The organism is Nonomuraea sp. SYSU D8015 (genome assembly GCF_008065375.1).
In the GTDB taxonomy this organism is placed as follows: Bacteria; Actinomycetota; Actinomycetes; order Streptosporangiales; family Streptosporangiaceae; genus Nonomuraea.
The window spans coordinates 120,316-142,574 of sequence record NZ_VJYI01000014.1; the positions used below are offsets into that span (position 1 = coordinate 120,316).

General features: G+C 71.3%; 25 protein-coding genes and 1 pseudogene. 16 read left to right on the forward strand and 10 right to left on the reverse strand.

Translation table 11 applies throughout. The features are described from left to right. Positions 1-210: 210 nt before the first annotated feature. Together ID574_RS41200 and ID574_RS41205 are read right to left on the reverse strand one after the other, a co-directional pair. The gene (locus ID574_RS41200; RefSeq protein WP_188194459.1) at positions 211-609 is read right to left on the reverse strand and encodes a Zn-ribbon domain-containing OB-fold protein; all 399 of its coding nucleotides are present in this window, start codon (positions 607-609) and stop codon (positions 211-213) included. Beyond that, positions 609-1,772, reverse strand: a complete 1,164-nt coding sequence (locus ID574_RS41205) for a thiolase C-terminal domain-containing protein (protein WP_223167607.1) — start codon at positions 1,770-1,772, stop codon at positions 609-611. The genes ID574_RS41200 and ID574_RS41205 overlap by 1 nt, the downstream gene beginning before the upstream one ends. Positions 1,773-1,923: 151 nt before the next feature. On the opposite strand from ID574_RS41205, the gene ID574_RS41210 reads away from it, so the two are divergent. The 8 genes from ID574_RS41210 to ID574_RS41245 all read left to right on the forward strand — a co-directional run bounded on the left by ID574_RS41210 (position 1,924) and on the right by ID574_RS41245 (position 9,330). Beyond that, complete coding sequence (locus ID574_RS41210; protein ID WP_442939381.1) at positions 1,924-2,535, forward strand: flavin reductase family protein; 612 nt, start codon at positions 1,924-1,926, stop codon at positions 2,533-2,535. After that, a complete protein-coding gene (locus ID574_RS41215; protein ID WP_188194460.1) occupies positions 2,522-3,697 on the forward strand; it encodes an acyl-CoA dehydrogenase family protein in 1,176 nt (391 codons plus the stop codon). Before ID574_RS41210 ends, ID574_RS41215 begins: the two co-directional genes overlap by 14 nt. A gap of 11 nt (positions 3,698-3,708) precedes the next feature. Further along, entirely contained in the window at positions 3,709-4,482 is a 774-nt protein-coding gene (locus ID574_RS41220; protein ID WP_188194461.1) for an SDR family oxidoreductase, read from the forward strand. Positions 4,483-4,518: 36 nt separating this feature from the next. Next, entirely contained in the window at positions 4,519-4,938 is a 420-nt protein-coding gene (locus tag ID574_RS41225; protein WP_223167608.1) for a PadR family transcriptional regulator, read from the forward strand. Continuing rightward, on the forward strand, positions 4,935-5,948 hold the full coding sequence (locus ID574_RS41230) for a hypothetical protein (RefSeq protein WP_188194462.1): 1,014 nt from the start codon (positions 4,935-4,937) through the stop codon (positions 5,946-5,948). Before ID574_RS41225 ends, ID574_RS41230 begins: the two co-directional genes overlap by 4 nt. A 63-nt stretch (positions 5,949-6,011) precedes the next feature. Beyond that, positions 6,012-7,307 carry a DUF2252 domain-containing protein gene (locus ID574_RS41235; RefSeq protein WP_188194463.1) on the forward strand — a complete coding sequence of 432 codons (1,296 nt, stop codon included), beginning with the start codon at positions 6,012-6,014 and terminating at the stop codon, positions 7,305-7,307. A 30-nt stretch (positions 7,308-7,337) separates the two neighbouring features. Further along, positions 7,338-8,543, forward strand: coding sequence for an ATP-grasp domain-containing protein (locus ID574_RS41240; protein WP_223167609.1), 1,206 nt, complete (start codon positions 7,338-7,340; stop codon positions 8,541-8,543). A gap of 40 nt (positions 8,544-8,583) precedes the next feature. Beyond that, the gene (locus ID574_RS41245; protein ID WP_188194464.1) at positions 8,584-9,330 is read left to right on the forward strand and encodes an SDR family oxidoreductase; all 747 of its coding nucleotides are present in this window, start codon (positions 8,584-8,586) and stop codon (positions 9,328-9,330) included. Positions 9,331-9,564: 234 nt separating this feature from the next. Here the strand turns inward: ID574_RS41245 and ID574_RS41250 are convergent, their stop codons facing one another. Then, complete coding sequence (locus tag ID574_RS41250) at positions 9,565-9,825, reverse strand: hypothetical protein (RefSeq protein WP_188194465.1); 261 nt, start codon at positions 9,823-9,825, stop codon at positions 9,565-9,567. 42 nt (positions 9,826-9,867) lie between these two features. Further along, on the reverse strand, positions 9,868-10,155 hold the full coding sequence (locus tag ID574_RS41255) for a hypothetical protein (protein WP_188194466.1): 288 nt from the start codon (positions 10,153-10,155) through the stop codon (positions 9,868-9,870). Positions 10,156-10,397: 242 nt separating this feature from the next. On the opposite strand from ID574_RS41255, the pseudogene ID574_RS63070 reads away from it, so the two are divergent. Beyond that, positions 10,398-10,577, forward strand: a pseudogene (locus tag ID574_RS63070) (NIPSNAP family protein); the annotation flags it as partial. Between the two features lie 148 nt (positions 10,578-10,725). After that, positions 10,726-11,019, forward strand: coding sequence for a hypothetical protein (locus ID574_RS60635; RefSeq protein WP_223167610.1), 294 nt, complete (start codon positions 10,726-10,728; stop codon positions 11,017-11,019). Positions 11,020-11,045: 26 nt separating this feature from the next. Here the strand turns inward: ID574_RS60635 and ID574_RS41265 are convergent, their stop codons facing one another. Further along, positions 11,046-11,795 (reverse strand): SDR family oxidoreductase, encoded by a 750-nt coding sequence (locus ID574_RS41265; RefSeq protein WP_188194467.1) that lies wholly within the window; start codon positions 11,793-11,795, stop codon positions 11,046-11,048. A gap of 66 nt (positions 11,796-11,861) precedes the next feature. Between ID574_RS41265 and ID574_RS41270 the strand changes: the two genes are divergently transcribed. The 4 genes from ID574_RS41270 to ID574_RS41285 are packed head-to-tail and all read left to right on the forward strand — an operon-like array spanning position 11,862 to position 15,100. Beyond that, the gene (locus ID574_RS41270) at positions 11,862-12,590 is read left to right on the forward strand and encodes an enoyl-CoA hydratase family protein (protein WP_188194468.1); all 729 of its coding nucleotides are present in this window, start codon (positions 11,862-11,864) and stop codon (positions 12,588-12,590) included. A gap of 8 nt (positions 12,591-12,598) precedes the next feature. Continuing rightward, a complete protein-coding gene (locus ID574_RS41275; protein ID WP_188194622.1) occupies positions 12,599-13,366 on the forward strand; it encodes a CoA transferase subunit A in 768 nt (255 codons plus the stop codon). After that, positions 13,350-14,072, forward strand: coding sequence for a CoA-transferase subunit beta (locus ID574_RS41280; RefSeq protein ID WP_188194469.1), 723 nt, complete (start codon positions 13,350-13,352; stop codon positions 14,070-14,072). Before ID574_RS41275 ends, ID574_RS41280 begins: the two co-directional genes overlap by 17 nt. After that, positions 14,069-15,100: an NAD(P)H-dependent flavin oxidoreductase gene (locus ID574_RS41285; RefSeq protein ID WP_188194470.1), complete on the forward strand. Its 1,032-nt coding sequence runs from the start codon at positions 14,069-14,071 to the stop codon at positions 15,098-15,100. The genes ID574_RS41280 and ID574_RS41285 overlap by 4 nt, the downstream gene beginning before the upstream one ends. A 179-nt stretch (positions 15,101-15,279) precedes the next feature. Here ID574_RS41285 and ID574_RS41290 read toward each other — a convergent pair whose 3' ends face one another. Genes ID574_RS41290 through ID574_RS41305 form a run of 4 tightly spaced genes read right to left on the reverse strand, consistent with a single transcriptional unit; the run spans position 15,280 to position 20,030 of the window. Next, positions 15,280-15,951 carry a pentapeptide repeat-containing protein gene (locus ID574_RS41290; protein WP_188194471.1) on the reverse strand — a complete coding sequence of 224 codons (672 nt, stop codon included), beginning with the start codon at positions 15,949-15,951 and terminating at the stop codon, positions 15,280-15,282. A gap of 44 nt (positions 15,952-15,995) precedes the next feature. Continuing rightward, a complete protein-coding gene (locus tag ID574_RS41295) occupies positions 15,996-17,477 on the reverse strand; it encodes a glycoside hydrolase family 3 protein (protein ID WP_188194472.1) in 1,482 nt (493 codons plus the stop codon). A gap of 26 nt (positions 17,478-17,503) precedes the next feature. Beyond that, positions 17,504-18,868, reverse strand: a complete 1,365-nt coding sequence (locus ID574_RS41300; RefSeq protein ID WP_188194473.1) for an alkaline phosphatase D family protein — start codon at positions 18,866-18,868, stop codon at positions 17,504-17,506. A gap of 4 nt (positions 18,869-18,872) precedes the next feature. After that, positions 18,873-20,030: an acetyl-CoA C-acetyltransferase gene (locus ID574_RS41305; protein WP_188194474.1), complete on the reverse strand. Its 1,158-nt coding sequence runs from the start codon at positions 20,028-20,030 to the stop codon at positions 18,873-18,875. A gap of 174 nt (positions 20,031-20,204) precedes the next feature. Here ID574_RS41305 and ID574_RS41310 point away from each other — a divergent pair, with 174 nt between their 5' ends. Both ID574_RS41310 and ID574_RS41315 read left to right on the forward strand, forming a co-directional pair. Continuing rightward, the gene (locus ID574_RS41310; RefSeq protein ID WP_188194475.1) at positions 20,205-20,876 is read left to right on the forward strand and encodes a TetR/AcrR family transcriptional regulator; all 672 of its coding nucleotides are present in this window, start codon (positions 20,205-20,207) and stop codon (positions 20,874-20,876) included. After that, on the forward strand, positions 20,873-21,553 hold the full coding sequence (locus ID574_RS41315) for a DNA alkylation repair protein (protein ID WP_188194476.1): 681 nt from the start codon (positions 20,873-20,875) through the stop codon (positions 21,551-21,553). The genes ID574_RS41310 and ID574_RS41315 overlap by 4 nt, the downstream gene beginning before the upstream one ends. 7 nt (positions 21,554-21,560) lie before the next feature. Here ID574_RS41315 and ID574_RS41320 read toward each other — a convergent pair whose 3' ends face one another. Next, positions 21,561-22,172: a hypothetical protein gene (locus tag ID574_RS41320; protein ID WP_188194477.1), complete on the reverse strand. Its 612-nt coding sequence runs from the start codon at positions 22,170-22,172 to the stop codon at positions 21,561-21,563. Between the last annotated feature and the right edge of the window lie 87 nt (positions 22,173-22,259).

Sequence of the window (22,259 nt, forward strand, 5' to 3'; positions counted from 1 at the left end):
TCCGTTCCGCTCACGTCCGCCGCCAAGATCGAGCCGTCCACGTTGACGTCTACTGCCTCATCATCGCCCCGTCGAGCCCAGCCTGGGGGCAGCTTCGGGATCGTGGGACTGGTGGGGTTTCTGGGTACGAATCCAATCTACGGATCAAGGTCAACTAGTGGGAGGATTTACGCCGGAGTGGATAAGGATTCATTCTTCCCGGCATTCTCCTCACCCGTCGACCGGCTCCCAGTTCACCAGTGACAGGCTCTCGTCGATCCGGCTGTAGGACGCCCGCACGCGCTCGCCGGGCTCGGGAGGCCGCCTGCCGTGCCAGTTCCCGTACACCACACACCCCGGCACCGCCGCCAGCCGCACCATCACGACCACGTACGGCTCCCGCGCCCCCGGCATGAACGGCTGGTGGTTGACGATCCAGCTCTCGACCCGGCCCTCGGGGTCCACCTCCTGCCAGTGCCACGCCTCCGTACGGCAGGCCGGGCAGAACGCCCTGGCCGGGAAGCGCGTCGTCCCGCAGGCGTCGCAGCACTGCACGGCGAACTCGTGCCTGGCGATCCGCTCCCACCACTCCCTGGAGTCCCGGTCGGGCTCGGGCCGGTAGACCACCATCACGCCCTCCTCAGGATCAGGGCGGAGGTGGCGGGGAGGATGTAGCCGGGCTGGGCCGTGGAGAGCGCCACCTCCGCGCCCGGCACCTGGCGGTCGCCCGCGTCGCCCCGGAGCTGGGACACCGCCTCCGCTATGTGGTTGACGCCGTGGACGTACCCTTCCGACAGGAAGCCCCCGTGGGTGTTGACCGGCAGCGGGCCGTCCAGGGCGGTGGCGCCCGAGGCCACGTACGGCCCGCCCTCGCCCTTGGCGCAGAACCCGTAGTCCTCCAGCTGGACGATCACCGAGTACGTGAAGCAGTCGTAGATCTCGGCCACGTCGACGTCGCCGGGGCCGAGCCCGGCCTGCGCGTACAGGCGCGGGGCCAGCTCGGCGGCCGCCGTCACCGCGGGATCCTCGCAGGACAGGTGCGACGTGCCGCCGCCCCAGGCCGCCGCCGAGATCAGCACCGGCGGGCGGTGCAGCGAGCGGGCGCGTTCGGCCGTGGTGACGACCACGGCGCAGGCGCCGTCCGTCTCCAGGCAACAGTCCAGCAGCCGGAACGGCTCGGCGATCCACCTGCTCGCCAGGTAGTCGTCCAGCGTGATGGGAGTGCGCATGAGCGCTCGCGGGTTCTTGGCGGCGTTGGCGCGCTGGGTGACCGCCAGCTGCCCGAAGTGTTCGGCCTTGGTGCCGTATTTCAGCATGTGGGCGCGGGCGTACATGGCGTACTGCTGCGGCGGGGCGACATACCCGTACGGCGCCTGGTACTGCACCTCCGGGCTCGCCGGCACGCCCCGGCCGGTGCCGCCCATGCGGAACTCGGAGCGGGCGTTGATCGCCCGGTAGCAGACGACGGTCTCGGCGAGGCCGGCCGCCACCGCGAGTGCGGCCTGGCCGACCACGGCGTGCGAGACGCTGCCGCCGCCGAACTGGTCCAGGTGCCAGGACAGGTCCGTCAGGCCCAGCGCGGGGCCGACGAGCGTGGGCGGGGCCGAGTCGCCGACGCGGTGCGTGGCCAGGCCGTCCACGTCATCGGCCGTCAGGCCGGCGTCGTCCAGTGCCGCCAGCACGGCGCGGCAGGCCAGCGTCAGGGTGCTGACCCCGGAGTCCCTGGTGAAGGGGGTGTATCCGACGCCGGCGATCGCGGTCGCGTCCCGAAAATCAAGCAAGCGCTTGGCCACACATCTCACCGTAGGCCGGACATTTCACCCATGTCAACGCACACGCCGCACCCGCCCCCACACTTGACTTGACACTTTTTCCGGGTACCACCTACCGTCCAAGCAAGCGCTTGGTAAGATAGGCGCAGCCGGTGGACTAGGAGGCGGACCCATGAGCACACACGCAGCCCGGCTCATCGCGCCGGACGGCTGCCGCGGCCTTCCGACGCCTCATCAGCGCAGGATTCGCAACGGAGCCGCCATGCCGACGGGCCCTTCCTACCAGAGCGCGAACGGCCACCTCGACAGCCGGCGCTTCCGGCAGGTGCTCGGCAGGTTCGCGACCGGCGTGGTGGCGATCACGGCGCTCGACCCGGCGAACGGACAACCATGCGGCCTCGCCGCCAACTCCTTCACCTCCGTCTCGCTCGACCCGCCGCTGGTGGCGTTCTGCGTGGCGCACACCAGCACGAGCTGGCCCCGGGTGCGCGGCGCCGAGGTCGTCACCGTGAACGTGCTGGCCGAGCACCAGCAGGCGGTGTGCGCCCAGATGGCGACCAAGGGCGGCGACAAGTTCGCCGGACTGAAGTGGACCGGCTCCCCCGGCGGCAACCCGGTGCTCGAGGGCGCGCTGGCCTGGCTCGACTGCGCGGTCGAGGCCGAGCATCCGGCCGGCGACCACATGATCGTGGTGGCGCGGGTGCTCCAGCTCGACACGCACGCCGACGGCGGCCCGCTGGTGTTCTTCCGCGGCGGCTACGGGGGGTTCGTTGACGGTTCCTGAGCTGGGCGAAACCCCCGGCTTCCGCGAGGAGGCGCGGGCCTGGCTGGAGGAGGCGCTCAGCGGCGAGTTCGCGGCCGCCCGACGGAGCTCGGGCCTGGGCGGGCCCGGGCGCGAGCACGAGGGGCACGAACTGCGGCTGGCGTGGGAGCGCCACCTCGGCAAGAACGGCTGGACCTGCCTCGGCTGGCCGGAGCGGTACGGCGGCCGCGCCGCCTCCCTGGAGGACCAGGTCGCCTTCCACGAGGAGTACGCCCGAGCCGGCGCCCCCGCCAGGGTCGGCCACATCGGCGAGGGCCTGATCGGCCCCACCATCCTCGAATTCGGCACCGACGAGCAGAAGGCCCGCTTCCTCCCGCCGATCCAACGGGGCGAGGAGCTGTGGTGCCAGGGCTACTCCGAGCCCGAGGCCGGCTCCGACCTGGCCAACGTCCAGACCAAGGCCCACCTGGACGACGGCTGCTGGGTGGTCACAGGTCAGAAGGTGTGGACGTCGCTGGCCCACGTCGCGGACTGGTGCTTCGTGCTCTGCCGCACCGAGCCGGGCTCGCGGCGGCACCGCGGCCTGTCGTACCTGCTCGTCCCCATGCGGCAGCCGGGCGTCACCGTACGGCCGATCGTGCAGCTGACCGGGACCTCGGAGTTCAACGAGGTGTTCTTCGACGGCGCCCGCACGGCGGCGGACAACGTGCTGGGCGCGCCCGGCGACGGCTGGCGGGTCTCGATGGCCACGCTCGGCTACGAGCGCGGCGCCTCCACGCTCGGGCAGCAGATCGGCTTCCGGCGCGAGCTCGCCAAGGTGATCGAGACCGCGAAGCGGACCGGCGCGGCCGACGACCCCGTGCTGCGCGACCGTCTCGTCCGGTCGTGGCTGGAACTGGAGATCATGCGGCTCAACGCGCTCCGCATGCTGCGCCCGGACCCGGGCCCGGAGGTCTCGATCGCCAAGCTCTACTGGTCGGAGTGGCATCGCCGGCTGGGCGAGCTGGCACAGGCCGTGCAGGGCAAGGCCGGGCTCGTCGGCGAGCCGGACGACGAGGGGACGGTGGGGCTGAACGACCTCCAGCGGCTCTACCTGTTCAGCCGGGCCGACACGATCTATGCAGGTTCCAGCGAGATCCAGCGGAACATCATCGCCGAGCGCACCCTGGGACTACCCCGCTGAATGGAGAGCCGATGACCCCGCCCTACCCCAAGTCACACGGACTCCTCGACGGCAAGGTGACCCTGGTGACGGCGGCCGCCGGCGCGGGCATCGGGTACGCGACGGCTCGGCGCTGCGCCGAGGAGGGCGCCACGATCGTGGTCTCGGACAGGCACGAGCGCCGCCTGGCCGCCGCCGCCGACGCGTTGACCGAGCTCACCGGCGTCAAGCCCCTCGCCGTCCCGTGCGACGTGACATCCGAGTCACAGGTGCTGGCGCTGTTCGACGCGGTGGTCGAGGCGCACGGCCGGCTCGACGTGGTGGTCAACAACGCCGGACTCGGCGGCACGGCTTCGCTGGCCGAGATGACCGATGAGCAGTGGCACGCGGTCATCGACGTCACCCTGAACGGCACGATGCGCTGCACCAGGGCCGCGCTCCGGTACATGATCGGCCAGGGGTCCGGCGTCATCGTCAACAACGCCTCGGTCGTCGGCTGGCGGGCCCAGCGCGGGCAGTCCCACTACGCCGCGGCCAAGGCCGGGGTGATGGCGCTGACCCGGTGCGTGGCGCTGGAGGCGGCCGAGCACGGGGTGCGGGTCAACGCGGTGGCGCCGTCGCTGGCCGTGCATCCGTTCCTGGCGAAGGTGACCAGTGAGGAGCTGCTGGCGGAGCTGGCGGCCAAGGAGGCGTTCGGGCGGTCGGCGGAGCCGTGGGAGGTGGCGAACGTGATCGTCTTCCTGGCCAGCGACTACTCGTCGTACATGACGGGCGAGGTGGTCTCGGTCTCCTCTCAACACCCGTGACCCACGATATCCTGAGCGGCAAGATATAGTGGGGTTGTGCATATCACGGAACCCATGTTCCTGGCGCTGACCGCGCTGGTGGACGAGCCGCGCCACGGCTACGGGATCGTCCAGGAGGTCGATCGGTTGTCCGAGGGACGGGTGCAGCTCAAGATCGGGACGTTGTACGGGGTGCTGGACCGGCTCGCGGCCGAGGGGCTGGTCGCCCTCGACCGCGAGGAGGTGCAGCAGGGCCGGCTGCGGCGCTACTACAGGCTGACCGACGAGGGCGCCCGCGCGCTGCAGGAGGAGGCCGCCAGGATGGCCGCCAACGCCCGCACCGCCACCGCCCGCCTGCGCGCCAGAGCAGCCGGAGGCGCCCCGCTCCCCGGTGGTGCTCTCTTCGCCGGGCGGGCACCGCTCGCCGGAGGTGCTCTGTTCGCCAGGACGGCGCCGCACGCCGGAGGTGCCGCATGAGCCTGCTGGAGCGGCGTTACCGCGCCATCCTGCGCCTCCTTCCCGCCTCCTACCGCGCCGAGCGCGAGGAGGAGATGGTGGCCGAGTTCATGGAGATGTCCGGCGACGTGCCCGACGAGGTGAACCCGCGGCCCCGCTGGGGCGAGATCGCCAGCGTGCTGGCGTTGTCCCTGCGGGTCCGGCTGGGCGGCACGCGGAGCGCGCCCCGCTTCTTCGCGTGGGGCGAGACCGTGCGGCTCGTCGCACTGCTCGGGCTGGCCTGGCAGACGGTGTGGGCCGTCTTCGTGGTGGCCGACCTGATCCGCGGGATCACGTTCGAGGACTCGCCCATCATTGTCGGCGCGCCCGGATCCCTCGAACGGCTGCTCCACATCGGCGAGGCTGCTCTGGCCGCCGGCTCGGGCGTCGCGTTCGCGGCGATCATGCGAGGGCGGGTTCGCCTGGCCAAGGTCGCCGCCGTGGCGGGGGCGCTTCCCACGCTGGTGTTCGCCGTCACCCGGGGGACCACGCCCTGGCTCGGGATCTCCTCGCTGTCGGCGGCGGGCGGCGTGCTGATCACGGCGGTGCCGCTGATCGCCCTGCTGGCCGGCTTCCACAGCGACGTGTCACCCCTTCGCCGGCCGTGGCGGCTCGCGCTGGCTCCGGTCGCCGCCGGGCTGGCCCTGGCAGGTGCTCTTGAGGTGGTGTTCCGGCTCGGGCTGGGCGAGTCGCCCTGGTTGTTCTTCTGGCTGGAGTTGCCCGCGATGGCGAGCGTGGCGCTTGCCGCGGCGTCGGCTCTCCCGCTCGTCCGCCGCTCGCCGTCATGGCTGCTGGCGCTGTCGACGGCCGGCGTGCTCCTGCTGCTGACGCGGCTGCCGTTGCTGGCCTACCCGCGCACGGACGAGCCGAGCACGATCGCGTGGGCGACGGTCTGCGTGCAGTGCGTGCTGCTCGCGGTGCTGATCGTCACGCTGGCGCGGGCAGGGCTGAGATCGCTGCCCGAGTCCCGCTCCTTCACGGCGCGCCCCTGACTCCACCCTGTCAGGGAAAGATCAGGCTAGGCGGTAGGAAGTTTCGCATCTACTGTCCGGAACATGGGCACACGCTCCTCCTTCCTGCTCGATGTCCTCATGACGGAGTTCGGCGAATCGATCAAGCGAGACCCCGCTGCTTTTCGGCGGAAATTTCGGAAGATGGCGGCCTCTCCCTTCGCCTTCTACCGGGGCAGCGCGTGCCTCTTCTACGCGGACGTGACGGACGCGTACGCCGACGACGCCTACCTCGACGGCCCGACCAGCCGCGTCTGGATCCACGGCGACCTGCACGCCGAGAACTTCGGCACGTACATGAACGCCTCCGGCGTGCTGGTCTTCAACGTCAACGACTTCGACGAGGCGTACGTGGGCCCGTACGTCTGGGACCTCGAGCGCTTCGCGGCCAGCGTGGCGCTGCTCGGGTACGCCAAGGCGCTGTCGGACGACGGGATCGGCGTGCTGGTGACCGACTTCGCCGGGGCGTACCTGGACGAGCTGGGCGGCATCGCGGGCGGCGGGGACGACGCGATCGGCTCGCTCACCCTGGACACCACCACCGGCGTGCTGCACCGGGTGCTGCAGACGGCGCGGCTGAGCACCCGCGTGGCACTGCTCGACGTCGAGACCGTGATCGACGACTACGACCGCCGCTTCGCGCTCATGGAGGGGCGGGAGGCCGTGGACGCGACGACCAGGGACGCCGTGCTGGCCGCCTTCGAGGACTATCTGACCACGCTGCCGGTGCAGGGCAACCCGGTGGAGCACGTGATCAAGGACGTGGCGCTGCGCAAGGGCGTGGGCATCGGGTCGGCCGGGCTGCCGTCGTACAACCTGCTGCTGGAGGGGCGCTCGCAGGCTCTGGAGAACGACGTCATCCTGTACATGAAGCAGGCGGCGGTGCCGGCCGTGGCGCGGTACGTGACCGACGACAAGGTCGTCTCCTATTTCCGGCACCAGGGGCATCGCACGGCCGAGTCGCAGCGGGCGCTGCAGGCGTACGCCGATCCCTGGCTCGGGTACACCACGCTGGGCGAGGTGGGGCAGCTGGTGGCGGAGGTGTCGCCGTACTCGGCCGACCTGGACTGGGACGACGTCAACGAGCCGGACGAGCTGCGCTCGATCATGCGGGACCTGGGCCGGGCGGTGGCGCGCATGCACTCGGTGGCCGACGACGAGTCCAGCCACGACCTCGTCGACTTCTCGACGGAGGAGGCCATCGTGGCGGTGATCGGCGGCGACCGGGCCGGATTCGTCGGGATGCTGGTGGATTTCGCCCACCGTTACGGGGCACAGGCCCGGGAAGACCACCAAAGGTTCGTCGATCTGTTCCGCAACGGCCGCCTCCCCGGCGTCTGACCCCCGGGCGGCCGGCGGGAGGAGGGCCTCGTGCGACATCTGATCGGGCTGCTGCTGGGAACCGAGGAGGACTGGCCGTCGGCGTTCGAGACCGTGCTGCGGCGGCTCGGGCCGATCGAGGGCGTGGGCGAATTAGACGTGGAGCGCGTCACGATCGAGCCCTTCGACCTGCGGGCCAAGCCGCGGCACTCGCTGGTGATCGATCGGCTGGCGTACTGGTACTACCACCCGCGCGAGTGGCTCAAGAAGATCGCCATGATGGACGACGTCTACCTCCTCAACAGCCCGTTCACGTTCCAGTCGATGGAGAAGCACGCCGCGTACTGCGCGATGATGCGGCTCGGGCTCAAGGTCCCGGAGACCGTGCTGGTCCCGTACAAGAACCCGCCCGACAACGCCAGGTACGCCTACACCGCCGCCCGCTACAACCAGCCCTTCGACCTGGACGAGGTGGCGGAGCGCATCGGCTATCCGCTCTTCATGAAGCCGTACGACGGCGGGGCCTGGCGCGGGGTGTCCCTGGTGCGCGACCGGGAGGAGCTGCACCGGGCCTACGACGCCAGCGGCGAGATGCTCATGCACCTCCAGCAGGCCATCCAGGGGTACGACGCGTTCGCCAGGTCACTGTCGATCGGCGCCGAGACGATGGTGATGCGCTTCCGGCCCGACGAGCCCATGCACGCCAGGTACGCCGTCGACCACGAGTTCCTGTCGCCGGCCGCGGGCGAGGAGGTGGTGACGATCGGGCGGCTGGTGAACGCGTTCTTCCGATGGGAGTTCAACTCCTGCGAGACCCTGGTCAAGGGCTCGGACGTGCACCCCATCGACTACGCCAACGCCTGCCCCGACGTGGCGCTGACGAGCCTGCACTACTACTTCCCCTGGGCGATCAAGACGCTGGTGAAGTGGTGCGTGTTCTGCGTGGCCACCCGGCGCAGGCCGCGCATCGACCTGGAGACGCATGACTACTTCGCCGTCACGGGGACCTACGGGGAGCGGCTGGCGGAGTACCGGCGGCTGGCGGACCGCTATTTCGAGACCGAGCGCTATCAGGAGTTCTGCGAGACCCGGCTCGGGCACATCGACGAGGTCGTGCTGGAGTGGGTGGCGGGGGCGGAGTTCGATCGGCTGCTCGTGGACACGGTGACCGCCACGTACCCGCCGCACGAGCGCGAGGCGTTCGTCGAGCACTTCAGGGGGTTGCTGCGGCTGTGGGTGAAGGATCAGGGCGGGTAACCGTGGCGACCGACCAGTCGGTATGGCATGCTCCCAGAACATGACTCTGTTCTCCGTTGAAGGCAAGACGGTCGTGGTCACGGGCGGGTCGCGGGGCATCGGGCGCATGATCGCGGCCGGCTTCGCAGACGCCGGGGCGTCCGTCTACATCTCGGCCCGCAAGACGGCCGAGGTCGAGAAGACGGCCGCCGAGCTGGGCTGCACGGCCGTGCCCGCCGACCTGTCCACCCCCGAAGGGCTGGAGACGCTGGTGTCGGCGGTGGACGGGCCGCTGCACGTGCTGGTCAACAACGCGGGGGCCACCTGGGGGGCGCCGCTGGAGGACTATCCCGGGCACGCCTTCGACAAGCTCTGGAACATCAACGTCAAGGGCGTCTTCTTCCTGACCCAGCGTCTCCTGCCGCGGCTGCGGGAGGCGGCCACCGCGGACGACCCCGCCCGCGTGATCAACGTGGGGTCGATCGACGGCATCAGGGTGCCGGCCTTGCCGACGTACGCGTACTCCTCGACGAAGTCCGCCGTGCACATGCTCACCAGGCACTTGGCCAAGGAGCTGGCGAAAGAGCACATCACGGTCAACGCCATCGCGCCCGGGCCGTTCGAGTCGAAGATGATGGCCTTCGCGCTGGACGATCCCGACACGCGCGAGGCCATCGCCGCGAGCGTGCCCCTGGGGCGCATCGGCCGTCCCGACGACATGGCGGGCGCGGCGATCTACCTGTCCTCCCGGGCGGGGGCGTACCTGACGGGGACCGTCATCCCGGTGGACGGCGGGATCTCCTGCTGACGCCCCGGGTGTGCAGCAGCTGACGTCCGTGGGCGCCGAGCGGCTGAGGCCCCCGTCGCCGGTGCGGCGCTGCGCCCCGCTCGTGAGCGCGGGCCCTGCCGCCGGCGCCCCCCACGCCCGGGGGTGGTAGTCGAACGGCCGGCACGATCGCGCGTGGGAGGGGTGGCTGTCACGGAGAAGCGGCGAGCCAGGCCGGGGGGACGGCCTGGCTCGCACGTCGGGGTGGGGTGGGGATCAGTCGAGGATGTCGTCGATGCTCACGCCGGCGCCGTCGGTGGCGGTGACGGCGTTGCCGTTGACGTTGTTGACGCTGGTCACGTCATAGCCGCTGCGGTTGACGTTGACGACGTTGCCGAAATTGTTGCCGGACTGCACGGAGCTCCTGTTGGAGCTGGAGTTGCCCGCGTTCGTGTCGGCGTGGGCGGGGGCCGCAAGGAGTGTCGCACCGGCCGCGGCGGCGGCGATGAGACCGGTCACGCAGAGCTTCTTCACCATGGGGATGTCCTTTCCGATTGCTGATTCGTGGGCGTAAGCCGGTCAGTGGAAGATGTACGTCACCGCGATGCCGCCGTCCGTGGCGGTCGAGGCGATGCCGTTGACGTTGTTGACGTTCGTCGAGGCGCCCTCGCCGCAGCGATTGGCCGCGATGACGTCGCCGAAGTTGTTTCCGGACTGGGACGAGCCGCTGTTGCCGCTCCGGTTGTGGGACCAGACCTGGCTGCTCCAACCGTCGGACCAGGCGTCAGCGTGCGCGGGGACAGCAAGGAGTGCGCCACCGGCGACCGCTGCCACCACGGCCGCGGCGGCGCACACTCTTCGGATCACTTCTGCTCCTTCGCCGTCAGGGGAAGCCCTCCGGAGCGGCGGGCACCACGGGCCCAAGGCACACCACCGCCCCTTGACCTTCCTTGACCTCAAGGGATCAAGGTCGATGCGAGCCTATAACGCTCCGCTATCATTCGGTAGCTCAAAGTAATCAGAATATTGTTCGACGCATACGCTGACGCGGGGTGTCAGTGACTCCGCCCTACCGTTGCCGCATGATCTACGAGCTGCGGCAGTACACGATGCGGCCCGGGCGCCGCGACACGCTCATCGAGCTGTTCGAGCGGGAGTTCGTCGAGACACAGGAGGCGACGGGCATGCGGGTCGTCGGCTCCTTCCGCGACCCGGACGCGCCCGACACCTTCCCCTGGCTGCGGGCCTTTCCCGACATGCCCTCCCGGAAGGCGGCATTGGAGGCCTTCTACGGCGGGCCCGTGTGGCAGGCCAACCGCGACGCCGCCAACGCCACGATGGACGACTCCGACGACGTGCTGCTCCTGCGCGCCCTCGTGGAGCCGCCGACGCGGGAGCGGCCGCCCGTCGGGGCGGCCGCTCCCGCCGGCGCTGTACGTGGCCACCATCTGCCACGTCGAGGACGGCTTCGCCGCGTTCTTCGCCGAGGAGGTCGCGCCGGTGCTGGCCGAGGAGGGGGTGCCGGTGGTCGCCCGGTTCGAGAGCGAGCACGCCGAGAACACCTATCCACGTCTCCCGGTCCGGACCGGGGAGAACGTGTTCGTCTGGTTCACCCGGTTCGACACGCCGGAGGACGAGCGGGAGGTGAACCTGCCCATGGTGAAGGACCGCCTGACCGCCGCCCCGAAGCGCCTCCGGCTGCGTCCCACCGCCCGCTCCGCCATGCGCTGACCGCACCCGAGGACCGGCCGCACCGGTCACGACGACCCGGGCGCCCTGCCGACCTCCGCGGCCAGGTGACGCCAGTACGGGATCTCGCCCCCGCCGTCCACCCGCACCTCCGCGCCCGTCACGTAACCGGGTGCCGCCAGCCACAGGCACGCCTGCGCCACGTCCGCCGGCGTCGCCAGCCGCCCGGCGGGGATCGCCGCCCCCAGCCGCCCGTCCCCGTGCTCGCCGTAGTGCCCGGCGGCGCTCTCCGTGGCGGCGAGGCCGACCACGACCGTGTTGACCCGCACGTCGGGCGCCCACTCGGCGGCCAGGCAGCGGGCCAGGTGGTGCAGGCCGGCCTTGGCGGCGCCGTACGCGGAGGTGCCGGGCGAGGGCCGGGTGCCGCTGGCGCTGCCGATCATCACGATCGCCCCGCGCGCGGCGGCGAGCAGCGGGTAGGCGTGCTGCGCGACCAGCAGCGGGGCCGTCAGGTTGAGTTCGATGACGCGGGCGTGCAGGCGCGGCGAGGTGCCCTCCAGCGGCGCGTACGGCGAGCCGCCCGCGTTGTTGACCACCACGTCGAGCCGGTCGAACCCGGCGACGAGCCGCTCGACGTCCTCCGGCACGCGGACGTCGGCCTGGACGAAGCGGAACTCGCCGCCCGGGGCGGGGTTGCGGGCGCAGACGGCCACATGGGCGCCCGCCTCGTGGAAGGCACGCGCGATGCCCGCGCCTATGCCCCTGGTTCCGCCTGTCACCAGGACGGACTTGCCCGTGTAGTCGTAAGTCACGGTCACGGGTGCTACCGTACCAAGCAAGCGTTAGGTGCGAACAGGCTGCGGGTAGGGGAGGTGGGTGGGGCTATGGGGATCACGCTGCGGGACGGGCCGGTCGCGGAGGTCGTCGTCGACGTGCCGCCGGTGAACGCGCTGACCGTGCGGGCCTGGGAGGAGCTGGCCGGGGCCGTGCGGGCGGCCGGGGACGACCCCGGGACACGGGTGGTCGTGCTGCGGGCCGAGGGGCGCGGGTTCAACGCCGGCGTCGACATCAAGGAGCTGAACGCCGCCGAAGGCTACGAGACGCTGGTCGCGGTCAACCGGGCCTGCTATGCGGCGTTCGCGGCGGTCTACGAGTGCGCGGTGCCCGTCGTGGCGGCGGTGCACGGGCACTGTCTGGGCGGCGGCGTCGGGCTGGCAGGGAACGCCGACATCGTCGTGGCCGCCGAGGACGCCTACTTCGGGCTGCCCGAGGTCGACAGGGGCGCGCTGGGCGCGGCCACGCACCTGGCCCGGCTGGTGCCGCAGCACCTCATGCGGGCCATGGTCTACACGTGCAGGAACGTCACGGCCGCCGAGCTGCACGCGTTCGGGTCGGTGCTGAAGGTGGTGCCCGGGGACAAGCTGCGGGACGCGGCCATGGAGGTCGCCGGGGAGATCGCCGCCAAGGACCCGTACGTGATCCGCCGCGCCAAGGAGTCGCTCAACGGCATCGACCCGGTGGACGTCAACCGCAGCTACCGGTTCGAGCAGGGCTTCACCTTCGAGCTGAACCTCATGGGCGCCGGCGACCGGCACAGGGAGCGATTCTCGTGAGCAAGGTGATGTCCGCCGAGGAGGTCGCGGGCGCGATCGAGAGCGGGATGACGGTCGGGATCGGCGGCTGGGGCTCGCGGCGCAAGCCCATGGCCCTGGTGTCGGCCATCCTCCGCTCCCCCGTCAGCGACCTGACGGTCGTCTCGTACGGCGGCCCGGACGTGGGCATGCTGTGCGCGGCCGGGAAGGTGCGCAAGGTCGTGGCCCCGTTCGTCACGCTCGACTCCATCCCCCTGGAGCCCTGCTTCCGGCGGGCCAGGCAGGCCGGGGAGATCGAGTTCGCCGAGTACGACGAGGGCATGTTCATGTTCGGGCTGCTCGCGGCGGCGCACCGGCTGCCGTTCCTGCCGACGCGGGCGGGGCTGGGGTCGGACGTCATGCGGGTCAATCCGGAGCTGAGGACCGTGCGGTCGCCGTACGGGGACGGGGAGGAACTCGTCGCCGTGCCCGCACTGACCATGGACGTGGCGCTCGTCCACATGAACCGGGCCGACGCCCGCGGGAACGCGCAGTACCTGGGGCCCGACCCCTACTTCGACGACCTGTACGCGAAGGCGGCGGCACGCTGCTACGTCTCGTGCGAGCGCATCGTGGACACCGCCGACCTGCTGAAGGAAGGGCCGGTGCAGTCGCTGCTGATCAGCCGGTCGATGGTGACCGGCGTGGTGGAGGCGCCCGGCGGCGCCGGGTTCACCTCGTGCGAGCCGGACTACGGGCGCGACGAGGACAGGCAGCGGCGTTACGTGGAGACGGGTGTCGATGAGCAGCAGGGCTGATGTCTGCGTGGTGGCGTGCGCGGAGGCGTTCAGGGGCGACGGGGAGATCCTGGCGGCCGGCATCGGCGGGGCCGTCACGGTGCTGGCGGCGCGGCTGGCGCGGCTGACGTTCGAGCCGGAGCTGCTCACGCACGACGGCGTCTGCCTGCTCACCGGGGACGTGCCCGCGCTGGGGCGGGCGCCCGAGGTGGTCGAGGGGTGGCTGCCGTTCCGGGACCACCTGTGGCTGGTGCTGAACGGGCGGCGGCACGTCATGCTCGGAGCGAGCCAGATCGACCGGTACGGCAACACGAACATCTCCTGCATCGGCGACTGGGCGCGGCCCAAGGCGCAGCTCCTGGGCGTGCGCGGCGCCCCTGGGAACACCCGGTGCGACCCGACCAGCTATTGGATCCCCCGGCACACCCCGCGCGTCTTCGTGCCCGAAGTGGACATGGTCAGCGGGGTCGGGACCGACCGGGGCGCGTTCGAGCTGCGCCGCGTGGTGACGAACCTGGCCGTGCTGGACTTCCGCACCCCCGACGGGTCGATGCGGCTGGTCTCGGTGCATCCGGGGGTGAAGGTGGACGAGGTGGTGGCGGTGACGGGCTTCGACCTCCACATCGACGGTGACGTCGCGGTGACCCGCGAGCCGACCGGCGAGGAGCTGCGCGTGCTGGACCGGCTCGACCCGGAGCGGGCGCGCGACCGCGAGGTGGCGGCGTGAAGACCGCGCTGACGTCGCTCGTCGGCTGCCGGTATCCGATCGTGCAGACCGGGATGGGCTACGTCGCGGGCGCGCGGCTGGCGGCGGCGACCTCACAGGCGGGCGGGCTCGGCGTGATCGGCGCCGCCACCATGTCGGTGGCGGAGATGACCGAGGCGATCCGCCGGGTGAAGGAGCGCACGGACGCGCCGTTCGGGGTGAACATCCGCTCCGACGCCGACGACGCGGCCGAGCGGATCGAGGTGATGGCGCGGGAGGGCGTGCGGGTGGCGTCGTTCGCCCAGGCACCCAGGAGGGACCTGATCGCCCGGCTCAAGGACGCGGGGGTGGTGACGATCCCGTCGGTGGGGGCGCGGCGGCACGCCGAGAAGGTGGCGGAGTGGGGCGTGGACGCCGTCATCGTGCAGGGCGGCGAGGGCGGCGGGCACACCGGCCCGGTCGCCACGACTCTGCTGCTCCCCCAGGTCGTGGACGCGGTCGACATCCCGGTGATCGCGGCCGGGGGCTTCTTCGACGGGCGCGGGCTGGTGGCGGCGCTGGCGTACGGGGCCAGCGGGATCGCCATGGGCACCAGGTTCCTGCTGACCAGCGACTCGCCGGTGCCCGACGAGGTGAAGAAGTTCTACCTCGCGGCGCGGGAGACCGTGGTGACCACCAAGGTGGACGGGGTGCCGCACCGGGTGCTCACCACACCGTTCGTGGCCTCGCTCGAACGCTCGCGACTGGCCAGGGCCGTGCTGAACGGGGCCAGGTTCAAGCGGCTGTCGGGGCTGTCGTGGGCGGCGATGATCCGCGAGGGCCGCCGCATGCGCCGAGCCCGCGACCTGACTTGGGCCCAGGTGCTCCAGGCGGCGAACACGCCGGTGCTGCTGCGGGCGGCCATGGTGGAGGGGCGGGTGGATCTCGGGGTGATGGCGTCGGGCCAGGTGGTGGGGGTCATCGACGACCTGCCGTCGTGCCGGGAGCTGATCGACCGCGTCATGGCCGAGGCCACCGCCACGTTGACGCGCCTGGCCGAGCGCGAATAGTCACCCGATCGTGGGTGACGGCCGAGGCGTCCTCGCCGGGAAGCCGCGCCACCACGTCGGCGAGCAGTGCTGTGGGCGCCAGAGCCACGTAGCTCGGGCTCCACCTGCGGTGCCCGCCTTCCCGAGGCGAAGGGCCGGCACCCATCCCATCACCTCCGCCCCGCAGACAGTTTCCGGCGTCAGAGGACGGTGATGCCTCGGGCGGCGAGGATGGCGTTGGCCTGAGCCTGGTTGATGACGGCGCCCGCGAAGGCCCGCAGCTTGGCGTCGTCCGGCTCGCCCAGGTCGGCGCCGCGCAGGTCGGCCTTCGCGAACTTCGTGTTCAGCAGCCGCGTGCCTCTGAGCCGGCAGTCGCTGAAGGTCGCCTCGGTGAAGTCGCAGCCCGACAGGTCGGCGTCGTCGAAGCGGACGCCCTCGATCAGCTCGCCCCGCAGCGAGCACCCGCCGAGATTGGCCAGCGTCAGATTGGACCGGGTCACCGTGAAGCCGGTGCCGCGGGAGGCGGTGAGGGAGGCGCCGATCATGCGGCATCCGGTGAATGAGACGTCGGTCAGCAGCGCCCCGCCGAACTGGGCCGACGACAGGTCGACGTCCGTGAAGGACACGTCGATCAGGTCGGCGTCGTTGAACCTGGTGCGCATCCCGCCCCCGCCCGCGAACACGGCCCCGTCGAGGTCGGCCTTGCGGAAGTCGGTCTGGTCGAGGACGCACGACTCGAAGCGGGCTCCGGCCAGCGAGGCGCCCCACAGATCGGCCTCGGTGAGGTCGCAGCCGCGGAAGACGTGCGGCTCGTCGGCCGGGAGCCGGTCGGTCAGCGCCTTGTGTGAGAGGTCCTCGCCGTCGAAGTACATGGTGCCGGAGACTAGACGTCCGCGCCGACAGAAACCGGCGGGGATCAAAGACCGCGGCCCGTCAGCACCTCCGCCGCCGCCTGCCCGCAGACCCGCGCGGAGCCGTGCGTGGCGATGTGCACGGCGCCCAGGTCCGACCGCGCGGGCAGGCCCATCTCCACCACCACGGCGTTCGGGCGGGCGCTGAGGAGGTGTCTCAGGGCCTCGCCCTGCCAGGCGTGGCGGTGCGCGTCGCGGGCGACGATGACGAGTGGCCGGCCCGCGGCCTCGACGAGCAGGCGTTCCAGCACTGCCCCGGTCGCCTGGCCGGCGGCGAGCCGGGTGACCGCGGTGCCCGGCAGCAGGCGGGCGAGCGGCTCGCCGACGCCCCACGGGGTGCTCCTGTCGATGGCCAGGTTCATCTCGGGGGCCAGCTCCACCACGTACGCGGCCGAGGTCAGCGGCAGGACCGGGGCCGTGGACCGGCGGGTGACGCGGACCGCCCGGCGGGCCGCCGCGAGGCCGAGACCGCCGTCCCCGGCGACCGGGCTGCCCGAGGAGGTGGCCCAGGCGGCCAGCTCGCGGACCCGGCGAGCGGCGTCGGCCAGCCGCTCCTCGGGCAGCAGTCCATCGGTCACCGCGGCGGCGATGGCGTCGCGGATCTCCACGGCGGTCGCCTCGTCGGCCCGCTCGCCGCCGACGCAGATCGCGTCGGCCCCGGCGGCGATGGCGCGGGCGGAGGCGCCCCCGATCCCGTACGCGCCCGACACCGCGGCCATCTCGATGCCGTCCGTGACGATCATTCCGTCGAAGCCCAGCTCCTCGCGGAGCAGCCCGGTGAGGACCTTCGGGCTGAGCGTGGCGGGCAGCTCGGCGTCGTACGAGGGAACGAGGAGATGACCGGTCATGACGGCCTTGACCCCCTCCTTGATCGCCTCGCGGAAAGGGAACAACGCGTCCTCGACCCCCTCGTCGGCCACCACGGGCACACCGTGATGCGAGTCGATCGAGGTGTCCCCGTGTCCCGGGAAGTGTTTGGCGGCGGCGGCCACGCCGGCCGACTGCAGGCCGCGGACGAACGCCCTGGTGTGCCGGCCCACCAGCGCCGGGTCGGCGCCGAACGCCCGCAGGCCGATGACCGGGTTGTCCGGGTTGGAGTTCACGTCGGCCGACGGGGCGAAGTCGATCGTGATGCCCGCCCTGGCGAGGTCGCCACCGAGGTCCCTGGCCACGGCCTCCGTCAGGGCCACGTCGTCGACGACGCCGAGTGCGTACGCGCCGGGGCGGCTGCTTCCGGTGGCCACCTCCAGCCTGGTGACCTCGCCGGACTCCTCGTCGGTGCCGACCAGTACCGAGGGGTTCTCGGCCCGCAGCGCGGCGGTCAGCCGGGCCACCTGGACGGGATCGGCGATGTTGCGCGAGAACAGCACCACGCCCGCCAGCCCGTCGCCGAGCCTGCGGCGGAGCCAGTCGGGTGGCGTCCGTCCGGCGAAGCCGGGGAAGAGGACGGCGTCGGCAAGGCGAAGCAGGTCACCGCTCTGGGGCATGACCCGAAATCTAATAGGAAAGTTTCCTATTTGCTAGAGCCATTTTCTGACGTCAACCCGTTCCCTTTGGTGAGGAACTCCGCCACCGTCCGGACCGGCGCTCCCCTCCTGTCCACGAAGTCCACCGCGCGGAAGGCGACGCGCAGTTCCTCGGGGCTCGCCACGCAGGACATGTAGCCCCGGCGGCCGTCGAAGAACTTCAGGTGCGGGTTCGCGGCCAGCACGGCCGGGCCGTCGGTCTGCGGCGGCCTGCTGCTGATCGAGCTGCCCACGAACTCCGCACCCACCGCGGCCGAGGCCGGGTCGAGGAAGTCGGCCTTGAGGTCGCCCGCCCAGAAGTTGTGCACGTCACCGCTGAAGACGACCAGACCCGGCCCGTTCGCGGCCAGGATGCGGGCGCGCTCGGCCTGGTGGCCGTCCCAGGAGTCCGGGCGGAGGTTGGGGGCCGGCCCGGGGACGAAGCGGCGGGCGAAGAACAGCGGCTGCACCAGCACCCGCCACCTGACCGGGCTGGTGCGCAGCCGGGACAGCAGCCACTCCTCCTGCGCGGCCCCGAGCATGGTGGTGGCGTCGCGGTGCTGCCGCACGTCGAGCACCATGAAGTCGGCGACCAGCCCGTACGTCCGCCGCCGGTACATCTGCAGGTTGCCGCCCTGCGGCCGCACGCGGAGCGGCTGGTGCTCGTAATAGGCCTGGTACGCGACCGCCCGCCGCCTCAGGAACGCCGCCGACCCGTCGCCCCGGCCCCGGTAGTTGTCGGCCACCTCGTGGTCGTCCCAGGTCGTCACCCACGGCGCGGCGGCGTGCGCGGCCTGCAGGTCGGCGTCGGTCTTGTAGCGGGCGTAGCGCAGGCGGTATTCGTGCAGCTTGGTGATCTCGCCGGGCACCGGCCCGAGCGGCCGCACGACGGTGGCGGCCTGGCGCGACTCGTAGATGTAGTCGCCGACGTGGAAGACGACGTCGGGCCGCTCGGCGGCCAGGTGCCGGTAGGCGGTGTAGAAGCCGTGCTCGAACCGCTGGCAGTTGGCGACCGCGAACCGCACGGGCCGCGCCGAGGCCGGGTCGTCCGCCGTCCGCGTACGCCCCACCGGGCTCAGCTCGCCGCTCGCCCGGAACCGGTAGAAGTAGTCGGTGCCGGGCTTGAGCCCTGCCACCCTGACGTGCACGCTGTGCGCCGAGGACTGCTGCGCCTGGACCGTCCCCTGGCGCAGGCCCTGGGTGAACCGTTCGTCCTCGGCGAGCTGCCAGCGCACCTCGACCGCCCGGTCGGGCATGCCGCCCGGCCGCGCGGGATCGGAGCTGAGGGGGTTGACCGCTAAGCGGGTCCAGAGGACCACGCCGTCGGGCATCGGCTCCCCTGAGGCGACGCCCAGTGTGAAGGGGTTGGCCATAGTCTCATGGTGACAGGCGCTCGACGATGGTGACGTTCGCCTGCCCGCCGCCTTCGCACATCGTCTGCAGGCCCCACCTGCCGCCGGTCCGCTCCAGCTCGTGCAGCAGCTTGACGGCCAGCACGGCCCCGGTCGCGCCGAGCGGGTGGCCCAGCGCGATGGCGCCCCCGTTCGGGTTGACCCTGGCCGGGTCGGCTCCGGTCTCCTTGAGCCAGGCCAGCACGACCGACGCGAACGCCTCGTTGATCTCGACGACGTCGAAGTCGTCGATCGACATGCCGGTCATGCCGAGCGCGTGGACGGTGGCCGGGATCGGGGCGTCGAGCATCGTGATCGGGTCGGCGCCGCGGGCCGAGAGGTGGTGGACGCGGGCGCGCGGGGTCAGGCCGTGCTCGCGTACGGCCCGGGGCGAGGCGATGAGCAGGGCGGCGGCGCCGTCGGAGATCTGCGAGGCCAGCGCGGCGGTCAGCCTGCCGCCCTCGACCAGGGGCTTGAGCGCGGCCATCTTGGCGAGCGTGGTGTCCCTGCGCGGGCCCTGGTCGTCGGCCACGCCCTCGCACGGGACGATCTCCCGCCGGAAATATCCGGCGTCGATGGCGTGCAGGGCCCGCCGGTGCGACTCGTACGCGTACCGCTCCATCTCCTCCCGGGAGACGTCCCACTGCGCGGCGATGCGCTCGGCCCCGGTGAACTGGGAGACCTCCTGCCGGCCGTACCGCTCCACCCAGCCCTTCGAGCCCGCGAACGGGGTCTCGTGCCCGAACGGACGCCCGGCCAGCATCGCGGCCGAGATGGGGATCATGCTCATGTTCTGCACACCGCCCGCCACCACCAGGTCGCTCGTGCCCGACAGCACGGCCTGGGCGGCGAAGTGCAGCGCCTGCTGGGAGGAGCCGCACTGGCGGTCGATCGTGACGCCGGGCACCTCCTCGGGCAGCCCGGCGGCGAGCCAGCAGGTGCGGGCGATGTCGCCGGCCTGCGGTCCGATCGTGTCCACGCAGCCGAAGATGACGTCCTCCACGGCCGACGGGTCGGCGTCCGCGCGATCCATCAGCTCCCTGAGCACGTGGGCGCCGAGGTCGGCGGGATGGGTGCGGGCCAGGCCGCCGTTCCTGCGCCCCACGGGGGTGCGGACGGCGCCGACGATGTACGCCTCGCTCATTCCCGCATGGTAGCAAGCGCTTGGTCCCGGAGCGGCGAACGTTTAGGCCCGCGAAGGGTAGCTTGCGTGACCAGCGAGGGCCGAGTGAGCGCGACCATTCAACACAGCCGGAATGCCCGATGAGCTGGGCTGGTTAGGTGAACAAGCGATTGTCCGTAGGCCCATAATGGTGACGTGACCACGCGAAAGAACTCCGGCACCACCACCCCACCGGCGAAGCGCCAGCGCGCGACCTCATCGGGGTCGGCGTCCGAGCGTCGTGACCACCTCGTCAAGCTCGCCGCGGAGATCTTCGCGCGCAAGGGCTTCCAGGCCACGACAGTACGCGAAATCGCCAACGAGGCGGGCATCCTCTCGGGAAGCCTTTACCACCACTTCGACTCCAAGGAGACGATCGTCGACGAGGTGCTGTCCACCTTCCTCGACGACCTCATCTCCCGCTACCGCGCCGCCGTCGACACCAGCGCCGACCCGCGCACCGTGCTGTCGGAGATGGTCCGCATCGGCTTCAGCACCCTGGAGCCCCACCGGGCCGCGATCACGGTCATGCAGAACGACTGGAACTACCTGCGGCAGTTCGAGCGGTTCAACTACCTCGTCAAGGCCGAGGACGAGGTCGAGCAGATCTGGGTGTCGCAGATCAAGGCGGGGCAGGCGGCCGGGCAGTTCCGGTCCGACGTCGACCCCAAGCTGACCTACCGGATGATCCGCGACACGATCTGGGTGGCGGTCCGCTGGTTCCGCCCGGGCGGCAGGCTCAACACCGGCGGCCTGGCCGAGCACTACATCACCGTGCTGTTCGACGGTCTCGCCACCGGCGAGCGGACGACCCAGCGCAACGGATGAGCCTGGGCAAGGCGGTCCGGCTGGCCCTGCAGGAGGCGGCCGAGCCGGACAAGGCGGAGGCGATGCGGGTCTACATGAAGTCCGCGATGCCGTTCCTCGGCGTCCAGGCGGTGCCCCGGCGGGCCGCGCTCCGGAAGGTCTTCGCCGAGCACCGCCTCGAGACGGCACCGGATTGGCGCCGTGCCGTGCTGTCGCTGTGGCGCGAGGCCGAATACCGCGAGGAGCGCTACGCCGCCATCGAGCTGTCCGGACACCATTTCTACCGGCGCTTCCAGACCCTCTACACGGTGCCGATGTACGAGGAGATGATCGTCACGGGCGCCTGGTGGGACCTGGTCGACGAGCTGGCCACCCACCGCGTCGGCGGTCTGCTGACCGCCTACCCCGACTCGATGCGGTCGCTCATGCTGGAGTGGGCGCACGATGAGGACCTGTGGAAACGGCGCACGGCGATCCTGTGCCAAAACCGGTTCAAGGAGCGCACGGACACGGCCCTGCTGTACGCGTGCATCGAGCCGAGCCTGTCCGACAACGACTTCTTCGCCCGCAAGGCGATCGGCTGGGCGTTACGCGAATACGCCAAGACCAATCCCGCCGAGGTGATCCGGTACGTGAAGGCCAAGGGCATCTCGGGCCTCAGCCGCCGCGAGGCGCTGAAAAACCTGCCGGTCGCCTGACTCCTGGCTAGCAGACGCCCGGGAGGCTGCAGAGCTTGCCGGTCATCGTGCGGGCGTCCTTCAGCACCGTGCGGAAGTGGGCGGACTTCAGGCTCTTGGTCACAAGGCCGTCCTCGATGTAGACGGCCAGAGCCTTGCCCTTCCGCACGATGACGTAGCGTGCCCTGCTCTCGAAGAAGAAGCCGCCGATGCGCAGCGCCTCGTCGCCGATGTCGGTCTTCTTCCATCGGAGGGTGTAGGTGTAGGGCTTGGTGCCGCCGGTGGCGCACCGCTCGAGGTCGGCCCGTACGTCGTTGAACGCCTGGCGGGCGGCGCTCTTGCTGCGATAGATCACGACCTGTTCGCTCAGGTGATCGGTCTCGGCGACGTACGTGATGGTGCGCGCGGCGACCCGGTTCTTGGCGCCGGGATTGCGCTCGCACGGATTGACCTCCAGGCGCCGGCTCAGCCGGTTGCTCACCGTCCACTTCTCCCACGACTTCGCCGGCCCAGCGGCCTTGGCCTCGTACAGCAGGAATCCCTTGGGCAGGGAGGCGGTCGAGGACGACGCCGCGGCCTCGCCCGCGCCGGTTGCCAGCACCGTGGCGGCAATCCCCAGCACTATCAGCTTCCTGAGCAACGCCGGCTCCTCTGTTCGCTTCTGGATGGAGTGCGTACGTGAGGTTAGATGCGGCTCTGGCTGATTTGTTCGCCACTCCGAGTCAGC